The 10,488-nt window shown below is 63.8% G+C and carries 6 protein-coding genes; 1 reads left to right on the top strand and 5 read right to left on the bottom strand.

Annotated features, from left to right (window positions below):
* Positions 1-304 precede the first annotated feature (304 nt).
* The 3 genes from AC1DO7_RS20050 to pdxR form a co-directional block, all read right to left on the bottom strand.
* Positions 305-1,309 (bottom strand): zinc-dependent alcohol dehydrogenase family protein, encoded by a 1,005-nt coding sequence (locus AC1DO7_RS20050; protein ID WP_477116494.1) that lies wholly within the window; start codon positions 1,307-1,309, stop codon positions 305-307.
* A gap of 427 nt (positions 1,310-1,736) precedes the next feature.
* Complete coding sequence (locus AC1DO7_RS20045) at positions 1,737-2,192, bottom strand: carboxymuconolactone decarboxylase family protein (RefSeq protein ID WP_477116493.1); 456 nt, start codon at positions 2,190-2,192, stop codon at positions 1,737-1,739.
* Between the two features lie 122 nt (positions 2,193-2,314).
* Positions 2,315-3,760 carry a MocR-like pyridoxine biosynthesis transcription factor PdxR gene (pdxR, locus tag AC1DO7_RS20040; RefSeq protein WP_441612598.1) on the bottom strand — a complete coding sequence of 482 codons (1,446 nt, stop codon included), beginning with the start codon at positions 3,758-3,760 and terminating at the stop codon, positions 2,315-2,317.
* 412 nt (positions 3,761-4,172) lie between these two features.
* Between pdxR and AC1DO7_RS20035 the strand changes: the two genes are divergently transcribed.
* Complete coding sequence (locus AC1DO7_RS20035) at positions 4,173-4,754, top strand: LOG family protein (protein ID WP_441612597.1); 582 nt, start codon at positions 4,173-4,175, stop codon at positions 4,752-4,754.
* 137 nt (positions 4,755-4,891) lie between these two features.
* Here the strand turns inward: AC1DO7_RS20035 and AC1DO7_RS20030 are convergent, their stop codons facing one another.
* Both AC1DO7_RS20030 and AC1DO7_RS20025 read right to left on the bottom strand, forming a co-directional pair.
* Positions 4,892-7,168, bottom strand: coding sequence for an FdhF/YdeP family oxidoreductase (locus tag AC1DO7_RS20030; RefSeq protein WP_441612596.1), 2,277 nt, complete (start codon positions 7,166-7,168; stop codon positions 4,892-4,894).
* Between the two features lie 69 nt (positions 7,169-7,237).
* Complete coding sequence (locus AC1DO7_RS20025; protein WP_477116492.1) at positions 7,238-10,030, bottom strand: ATP-dependent Clp protease ATP-binding subunit; 2,793 nt, start codon at positions 10,028-10,030, stop codon at positions 7,238-7,240.
* Between the last annotated feature and the right edge of the window lie 458 nt (positions 10,031-10,488).

Here is a 10,488-nt window from a genome sequence, read left to right as displayed (position 1 = left end):
GAGCGGGGGCGGATGATTCGGCGGGATTTCACCAGATTTCCGCGCGTAGTGGCGGAAATCGACGGCGGGACGGCGTTCGGGGGCGCCTGGAAGATGGTCGGCTGCTTGACGGTGAGGATGTGATTATTCTTAATAATTCTTATCGGAATTCAAGGCGCGAAGTGGCATGTTGGCGGCGGATAATCCGAAGGCGAAATACCTTTATCCAGGAAATGGATGGCATATTCGCCCCTGTTCTGCCAATTGCCGTTCCCTCCAGGCCACGGCCCGGCCGCGACGTGTTGCGCGGCCGGGCCGGAATGGTTTAGCCCCGCGCGATTTCCACCACGAGCTTTCCCTTGGCCGCACGCGTCTCGATGGCGTGGTGTGCCTCGATGGCATTGTCCAGGTGGAAGCGGCGCGGATCCAGTTGCACGGTGAGCTTGCCGGCATCGGCGAGAAGGGTGGCCTCCCGCAGGATCTCGCCATGGTGTGCGCGGCCCTTGCCGGTCAGGAGCGGGATCAGGGTGAACACACCCGAGTAAGTCGCGGCGCGGAACGACRGCGGCGCCAGCTTGTGCGTCCCCCAGCCCAGGCAGCTCACCACATGGCCGCCATAGGTGCGTGCGGCGAGGAAGGCGTTGTCCAGCACCTCGCCGCCAACCGTGTCGTACACCACGTCGAAGCCTGCGCCGCCGGTGTGCTGCTCGACGTACTGCTCGACCGTGGTCGTGGCGAAGTCGATTGCGGTGGCGCCATAGCCCTCGATCGTTGCCTTGTGCCCGGCCGAGCCGGTGGCGTAGACCTGCGCACCGAGCGCGCGGGCGATCTGCACCGCGACATGGCCGACGCCGCCGGCGCCGCCGTGCACCAGCACCTTCTGTCCGGGCTGCACGTTGGCCCGGTCGACCAGGCCCTCCCACGCGGTGATGAAGATCAGCGGCAGCGCGGCGGCTTCGCGCATCGAGAAACCGGCGGGCTTGGGTGCGAGCAGGTCGGCGTCGACCGCGGCATACTCGGCCAGCGAACCTTGCACGCCGCCCACGCCGCCGGTCATGCCGTAGACCTCGTCGCCGGGCGCGAAGCAGGACACGCCCGGGCCCACGGCCTCCACCACGCCGGCCAGGTCGATGCCGAGCACGGCGGGCAGCGGCTGACGCGCATGCGCCGCATTGCCGGCGCGGATCTTGGTGTCGAGCGGGTTGACCCCGCTGGCCAGGATGCGCACCAGAACCTGGCCGGGACCAGCCTGCGGCACGGGAAGCTGGACGGACTTGAAGGGCGCGCCTGCGGTTTCGACGATCAGGGCCTGCATGGAGGCTTGCGGCATGGTGAACTCCCGGTAGGAATTGGGTTGAGTCGGATTGAGTCGGGCTGGGTTGGTATCACCATTGTTGTTCATGCGAAAACGAAGATAAATCAACTTGTTCGCATGATATTCATTCATTTGTGCATGACGACATGACCGGGCCGCGCTGATGTGCCTTCAGGACCGCGCTTCCGTGCACGTATCAGAGGGGCGCTGCGGGTGCGCTGTTGCCCGGCGCCCGCGGCGGCGGATCCGGCACCCGGATCGCCGGCAAGCGTAAGCGCATCATGGATGCGCGCGGGCACTGCAGTCGCGCAAGGGGCAGGCCGCCATGCGTCGATTCGGGAGGCGAGCGCCGAGCGCCAGGCATTGCCATGCGCTCAGCGCTCGCTGATGGGGCTGATGGGGCTGATGGGGTTGATGGGGCTGATGGGACTTGTCGGGCTTGTCAGACTTTGGCAGCAGCGGCCGGGGGCGAGCGGAACGCGATTCCGAATCGATTGAACGCGTTCATCAAACCGATCGCRTAGGTGAGGTCGGCMAGTTCCTTSTCGCTGAACCCGGCAGCRGCRGCTTCGTAGTCGGCATCGGRAACGCCGGTTTCGGCSACRCGCGTCACGGTCTCGGCCCAGGCGAGCGCGGTGCGTTCGCGGGCACTGAATACCTCGCCCGCGTCGCGCCACACCGGTACCAGTACGAGCTTGTCTGCCGCCAGGCCAGACTTGAGCAGATCGCGGGAATGCATGTCGATGCAGAATGCACAGCCATTCATTTGCGAAACCCGCAGATACACAAGATCGACCAGTTCCTTCGGCAGGCTGCTTTTCTGAAGCGTGAGGTACACCCCTCCGAACGCCTTGTAAGCTTCGGGCGAGGCCTTGGTGTAGTCGATACGATGAATCATGACGAATCCTTGTTTGGCTGTTGAAGGACTCTATCGTGTTGCATCCTGGCCTACGCCAGAAGATCCATGATCCGGCTTGCGCACTGGACCATGATTGCCGCCGGGGACGGCGACTGCCAGCGTCATAGCAGCTGCAAGATACGCCTTCCGAGATTCTCGGCGGTGCCCTGGGAGTCGATGTTCGTGAAATTGAGAAGCAAGGCCGAGGCTCCGTCACTGTCCCTCGCACCGTCCCGCGCACCGTCCCTCGTCCAGTTCGTCAATGCTTCCCCGTACAGGCCCGCTGCCCGCATGCGCGCTGCAAGCCGGCGATCCGACTGCTGGCCTTGCAGCCGCAAGATCAGGTGCATTCCTCCAGGCTGTGAATCGATTCGCATGGTTTTCCCCAGCACGCTTTCCAGGCCTGCTGCCGTCGCTTCCCGACGCTCGGCATAGAGCTTGCGCATCCGCTGGATATGGCGCGCGAAGTGCCCCTCCGCCATGAAGGCCGTGACAATCGCTTGCGTCAGCCCGGGACTGCCCCCTGCAAAGGCCTGGGTGATTTGCTCGAACCGCTCGACCTGCGCTTCCGGCACGACGAGATAGGCAAGCCGGATGCTCGGGAAAAGCACCTTGCTGAAGGTGCCGGCATAGAGCACTCGCCCGTCACGGTCCAGGCTCTTCAGCGCAGACAGCGGACGGCTGACATACCGRTACTCGCCGTCGTAATCGTCYTCAATGATCCATGCATTGTTTTGCGTCGCCCAGTCCAGCAGCGCCAGGCGCCGGGGTAGCGACAGAGACACGCACAGCGGACTCTGATGAGCAGGTGTGACCACAGCCGCGCGCGCCCGGGGCGCCAACGCGATGCCATCGGCAATGACCACGCCCTCCCGGTCTACCGGCACCGGGACCGCCGCAATATGCATATGCCCCAATAGCTCCCGCGTCGGCGGGTATCCGGGATTTTCGAGCCATACGTGATCTCCCGCCTTCAGTAATGCATGGGCAATCAGCTCGATGGTGTTGCGATATCCCGATGTCACGAATATCTGAGACGGGGAGCAGTCAATTCCGCGCGAAACCTGCAGGTATGCGGCAATCCCGGCGCGCAGCTCCTGCAAGCCATATACGGAGGGATGGGCCATGTCGGATGGTTGCATGGCACGTACACACCGCGCGCCCAGGCGCGCCCAGATCTTGCGGGGAAACGCATCCAGGGCAGGCAAGCCCATTTGGAACGGCAAGATCGAATCCGGACGAAAGCTGGCCGCAGCAATGGCGCTGCCGGGCCGGGGCAGGGTGCTCGCAACTGGCGTTCGCGGCTCGAGGCCCGGCGTCACGATGGTCCCCGCCTGGCCGCGCGCCTGAATGTACCCCTCGGCTGCCAGCAATGAATAGGCCGCCTCGATGGTGCCTCTCGCTAAACCCAGCTCCTTGGTCAGCGCGCGTGCCGAGGGTACCCGGTCACCCGGCTTCAACACGCCACTATTGATCGCGCCGCGAAACCGGTCGTAGATCTGTCGGTAGAAGGGTGCGGCCGCAGTTGGATCCAACGGCGGAATACTACTGGTTTTCGCGACGGTCATGGACCAGTCCATTTTTGCGGCTGTTTGAAAATGACTATACCATGATGAGCGGCGAGGAAAGCTCGAGGCAAATGCGCGCGACATGCGTGCGGCGATCCCAGAAAGGCGATCCCAAGAAGGCGAACCCATTTGACCTCCCGTCCTCACGCGCGCCCCCATTCAGCGGTTCATGCCTTACCCGGCTTCTGCCGGAAGGAGGCACGTCATCTGCCTGTGCCACCGCCAGCCTGCCAACAACAATCATGGATCAGTCGCAATTTCCGTTCATGGCCCTTGGGTGCGGGTCATGAGCTTGGTAAATTGAAGGCTCCTCCCAGGCATCGGATCGGCAGGTACAACCAGCATATTTCCCTCCGTTTTAGCTTTAATCCATACGCGGCCCTTTATCCGCCCCCAAGGAAATCCAGGTGATATGACGATACGTTCAATCAAGACCATCGCCGTCTTTTGCGGATCGAACTACGGCGCATCGGACGAGTTCGCCGACGGAGCGCGAGCGCTCGGACGGGCACTGGGAACGGCGGGCATAACAGTCGTCTATGGCGGCTCGGCAAGGGGCCTGATGGGTATCGTCGCGGATGCCGCCCTGGCTTCCGGTGGCAAGGTCCATGGCGTGATAACCGAAAGCCTGCACCAGCGCGGCCATTCGCATCCCGGCCTGACCAGGCATGAAATCACGCCGACCCTGCGTAGCCGAAAGGAACGCATGGTCGTGCTTGCCGATGCATTCATCGCCCTGCCGGGAGGCATCGGGACGATCGAGGAACTGATGGAGGTGTGGAGCATGAACCAGCTCGCGGAGATCGACAAACCTGTCGGCCTGTTGGACTCCGCCGGCTTTTTCGCGCCGTTTCTGGGGTTTATCGACCATATGGTCGACACCAAATTCCTGCCGGCGGCGCATCGGCATTCGATATCGGTGGATGCGGACGCGAGCGCCTTGATCGGCAAGCTGCGCGGCTATGCACGTGTCGATGGACCTAAATGGCTATAGCGCCGGACGGTGTCTGCAATGACGACGTCTCGCGTTTCCATGGCGATGCTCCTTCCTTCCCGTCCTGTGGATGCCCCGATCCACCAGGGCTGCCGGGCGCATCGAATCCTGGTACGGTGCACCCGGCGCATCCACGATCAATTGGCGGCTGAACGCGTCACTCGGACGGGAATGGATTTGTACGAGGGCGTGCCGCTTTCCTTGTCGATGTAGTCGAGCGGTACCAGGACGTTCGCCTCCGGATAGTAAGCGGCCACGGATCCGCGCGCGATGCCGTAGGCAATCGCCGTGATGTTCTCGAGCCGGAGCCGTCGGTCCGAGACGATGGTCTCGATGTCTACCAGGTCCCCGTGTTCGATCCCATGCGAGGCCAGGTCGGCCTCGTTCATGAACAGGACGTCGCGGCGGCCGAACACACCACGATAACGATCATCCAGGGCGTAGATGGTTGTGTTGTACTGGTCGTGGCTGCGGATCGTGATCAGGCGCAGGACGTTTTCACCTCCCAGGACCTCGGCGTCCTCGTGCACGCCGGCGTACACGGAGAACTCGGCCTTTCCTGAAGGCGTATGCCACTTGCGCTCGGTCGGCGGCAATGGCAGGCGGAATCCGCCCGGCATCCGGATGCGCTCATTGAAGGCTTCGAACCCGGGGATGCTCCTGTCGATCAGGTCACGGATCTTGTCATAGTCGGCGATCAGCTCCAGCCAGGGGACCTTGCTGTCCGGCAGGGTTGCGTGCGCGATGCTGGCAACGATTGCCGGCTCGGAGCGCAAGTGCTCGGAAGCCGGGGTGAGCTTGCCGGCCGACGCATGGACCATCGACATCGAGTCTTCGACCGTGACCGATTGCGGGCCGCTCTGCTGCACATCGAGTTCGGTACGCCCGAGGCAAGGGAAGATATAGGTTTCCTTCGCCACCAGGAGGTGCGTGCGATTGAGCTTGGTGCCGACGTGCACGCTCAGGTCGAGCTTGGCCATCGCGGGCAGGGATTGCTCGGGATCCGGCAGCGCGACGGCGAAGTTCCCGCCCAGGCAGATCAGGGCCTTCGAGGAACCCCTGATCATCGCCTCGATGGCGTTGACGGCATCGTGCCCGTGTTCGCGGGGAAGCTGGAAGCCGAAGATGCCTTCGAGCCGCTCGAGAAAGTCCGCCGACGGCTTCTCCGTGATGCCGACCGTGCGGTTTCCCTGGACGTTGGAGTGGCCGCGCAGCGGGCATATGCCGGCGCCGGGCTTGCCGAAGTTGCCGCGCAGCAGCAGCAGGTCGGCGATCAGGCGAACATTGGCCGTGCCCTTGTTATGCTGGGTGACGCCCATGCCGTACGTGACAATCGCGGCATTCGACTTCGCATAGGCGATGGCCACCTGTTCGAGATCGGCTTGCAATAGTCCGCTCGCTTTTTCGATGTCCTCCCATGTCGTGGCTTGCAGATCGGCCGCGAAGGCGTCGAAGCCGACCGTGTGCGTGGCGATGAATTCGCGGTCAAGGACGTTACCCTGTTCCGCATCCAGCGCCAGCAGCGACTTCATGATGCCCTTGAGTGCGGCCGCGTCGCCGCCGGCGTTGACCTGGAAATAGGTCGAGGCGATCCGGGTCGAGCCGTAGGTGGCCATCTCAAGCCAGTTCTGCGGATCGGCGAAGCGCTCGAGGGCGCGTTCGCGTAGCGGATTGAAGACGATGATCGGTACGTTGCGACGTGACGCTTCGTGCAGCGTGCCCATCATCCGCGGATGATTCGTGCCGGGATTGTGCCCGATCGAGATGATGAGGTCGCACGTGTCGAAGTCTTCGAGCGACACCGTGCCTTTGCCGATGCCGATCGATTGCGGCAGCCCGATGCTGGTCGGCTCGTGGCACATGTTCGAGCAGTCAGGGAAATTGTTCGTGCCATATTCCCGCACAAAGAGCTGGTACAGGAAGGCGGCCTCGTTCGAGGCCCTGCCGGACGTATAGAACTCCACCTGGTCTGGCGACAACCCGCGCAGGATCTGCCCGATCCGGCCGAACGCCTCATCCCACTCGACTGCCCGGAATTTGTCCGTGGCGCGGTCGTAGACAAGCGGATGCGTCAGGCGGCCCATGTCCTCCAGCTCGAAATCCGAGCGCTGCAGCAGCGATGCCACGGTGTTGTTCTCGAAGAACTCCGGGCGCACGCGCTTGGTCGTCGCCTCCCAGGTGACGGCCTTCGCGCCGTTCTCGCAGAACTGGAAATTGGAACGGTGTTCCTTGTCGGGCCAGGCGCAGCCCGGGCAATCGAAGCCGTCCGGCTGATTGGTCCGGAGCAGCGTGATCGGGGCCTTGATGGTTTCCATCTGCAGCCGGATGGCCTGGGCCGTCGCCCGCAGCGCTCCCCAGCCGCCGGCAGGGCCTTCGTATTCCCTGATACCGGGCACTTCGCGTCGATTGGTCATTTGATGAACTCCATGGATGAAAACGGCGGCACCATGCACTCGGGTCAAGCTGACGCTTCTCGCTGGCTCCTATGCGGCGGACTTCCTCGGCTTTGAGCCGGCACGGCGCTCTGGCGCCTGCTCCAGGGACGGCGTGCCATCGGGGGGCGGGGCATCCTTTGCGCTGTCCTTTGCCTTAGGCTTGGCCGGGAGCTTGTCGAACCGTACCGCCGCGCTGTCCGTGTCGTAGTCGATCCTCGCCTTGTCGCCCGGCTTCAGCGCGTCACCGAGGATCTCCTTGGCGAGACGCGTTTCGATGACCTGGCGAATCTGGCGTTTCAGTTCGCGCGCGCCGAACTCGGGCTGGTAGCCGACTTCGACCAGGTGCTCGACGAGCGCGTCGCCGAAGCTGAGCGTGATGTCCTGTGCCGCCGCCGTGCGCACGATGCGATCGAGCTGGATCTGCACGATCGCGCGGATGTTCTCCTTGCCAAGCGCATGGAAGACGATGATCTCGTCGATGCGGTTCAGGAACTCCGGACGGAAGTGCCCCTTCAGCACGCCCATCAGTGCCGCGCGGACTTCCTTGTCGGATTTTCGCTTGGCCTCGGGCTGCRCCAGGTTATCCATGATGATGGCGGAGCCGAGGTTGCTGGTGGCGATCAGGATCGTGTTGCTGAAGTCGACCACGCGGCCTTTGCCATCGGTGAGGCGACCATCGTCGAACACCTGCAACAGGACGTTGTAGACGTCGGGGTGCGCCTTCTCGATCTCGTCGAGCAGGATCACGCTGTAGGGACGTCGCCGCACGCGTTCGGTCAGCTGGCCGCCCTCCTCGTAGCCCACGTAGCCCGGCGGCGCCCCGATCAGGCGCGCCACCGCGTGACGCTCCATGTATTCGGACATGTCGATGCGGATGATCGCCTGCTCATCGCCAAACACGGTTTCGGCCAGGGCCTTGGCGAGCTCCGTCTTGCCGACGCCGGTGGGCCCCAGGAACAGCAGGGTCGCGATCGGTCTGTGCGTCTGGCCGAGGCCCGCGCGCGACAGGCGTACCGCGTCGCTCACCGCGACCACGGCATCCTCCTGGCCAACCACGCGCTCACGCAGCTTTGCCTCCATGCCAAGCAGCTTCTGCCGCTCTTCCTGCGTGAGTTCCGCGACCGGAATGCCGGTAAGGCGAGATACGACCTCAGCCACCGTCGCCACCGTTACCTCGAGCGTCTCCGAGCCCGTCTTTCGCTGCCACGCCTCCATCGCCTCGTCGAGCTGCTTCTGCTTCTCGCCGATGCGTTCCTCGAAGCGCTTCGCCTCGTCGAAACGCTTGCGCGAGGCGGCATAGTCCTGCTCGCGCTTGAGCTGCGCGGCTTCCGCTTCCAGTTCCAGGATCGCGGCCGGACGGGAGGTCGCGCCGATCCGCACGCGTGCCGCGGCCTGGTCGATCAGGTCGATCGCCTTGTCGGGCAGGAAGCGTGACGTGATGTAGCGATCCGCGAACTCGGCCGCCGCGACAAAGGCATCGTCGGAGAAGGTCACCTGGTGATGTGCCTCCAGCTTGTCACGCAGGCCACGCAGGATCACGATGGTCTGCTCGACGCTCGGCTCCGGCACGAGCACGGGTTGAAAGCGGCGCTCGAGTGCCGCATCCTTTTCGATGTACTTCTGGTACTCGCTCAGTGTCGTTGCACCGATCAGGCTGAGCTCGCCGCGCGCCAGCGCAGGCTTGAGCACATTGGCGATGTCGAGGCCTCCCTCGCCCCCGCCCTGGCCAGCCCCGACGATCGTGTGCAACTCGTCCACGAACAGGATCAGCGAGTCCCGGCTGGCCGTGACCTCGTCGATCAGGTTCTTTGCGCGCTCCTCGAATTCGCCGCGGTACTTCGCGCCCGCAACCATCGCATTGATGTTCAGTTCGACGAGCCGCTTGTCACGCAGGACTTCCGGCACGTCGCCGTTGACGATCCGCTGCGCGAGTCCTTCGACGATCGCTGTCTTGCCAACGCCCGGCTCGCCGATCAGCACGGGATTGTTCTTCTTGCGCCGGGCAAGCACCTCGATCGTGCTCTCGATCTCCTGTGCGCGGCCCAGCACCGGATCGAGCTTGCCCTGGCGCGCCATCGCGGTGAGGTCGCGCCCGAACTTGTCGAGGTTGGGCGTGCCCGTGCCGCCTTCGATGCGACCGTCCTCCGCGCCTTTTCCCACCACCTTGACGACCTTCTGGCGCAAGGCTTCCGGTGTCACGCCATATTTCTTGAGGAGGGCTCCCGCGATGCTCTCGGGCACGGCGGCAAGGCCAATCAGCAGATGCTCGGGCCCGACGTACGAGTGACCCAGTTCGCGCGACGCCTGGAAGGCAAACTGAAAGGCCTTCTTCAGGCGCGGCGAGATCGTCATCCGGTCGAGTGGCGCATCGGGGTCCGCTTCCCCCGTGCGCGCGTGCTCGTCAATATAGGTCTTGATGTCTTCGGACGAGATCTTGAGCTCCTTGAGCAGTGCGCCGGCAATGTCGTTCTCGGCAAGCACATAGAGGAGATGCTCCGTGTCGAGCTCGGCGCGGCGTAACTCGTGCGCCTTCTCCGCCGCGCGCTGCAACAGCTCGATCGTCTGCTCGCTGAAGGCGTCCGTGGCATCGACGGACTCGCGCGGCACCTCGGTGGAGAAGGAGCCTGCATCGTCGGTCTCGCCGCCCAGGCCACCGAACAGGTGTGACATCCCGCCTCCACCGTTCAGGAGGGAGTCGAACGGATTCATCATGTCCTGATGCCGCAGCATCTGGCGGTAGTGATAGTCGCAGATCGAGAGCGTGCGGCGCTCGCCGTTCTCCGTCACGGTGACACGGGCAACCGCGGGGCGTGCATTACAGATGTCGCAGAGGACTGGCATGGCGTGAAGATCCCTGTTGTGAAGATCCCTGTTGGTCGAAGCGTTCAGACTGTTCGATTCGGATGCGGCATGGCAGCCGGGCGTTGCCGGACATGCGAGGCCGGGGACGCCGGGGACACCGGAAGCGTCCGGCCGTCGACTGATGTTTCTGCCTCTGATGCCGCGGCGCGTTTCCGACTTCGTCGCGGCAGTCTCGTGCGTCGAGAACCAGGCGCTCTCCGGAAAGCCGGCACGACAGAGTTCAGCCTTTGGCTAACATAGTTGATGGCCAGGCTGGCGAAAAGATACAGTTGAAAACGATCTGCGCAAGTCGGCTGCGCGGTCCCTCTTTCCCGGCTTTTCCGCTGAACGGAAAGCGGGTGAAACACGATCTGCGGGGAAGCGCCCGACCTTGCGAAGGCGAGCGTCATCGGCCTTTGCCTGCCCGCGGGCTGCCAGCGGCGGACTCTGGTGCGGCG

This window comes from Cupriavidus sp. 05N40 (assembly GCF_056397305.1).
The sequence above is the reverse complement of the archived record's forward strand: the minus strand, read 5'-3'. Positions and strand labels throughout refer to the sequence as shown.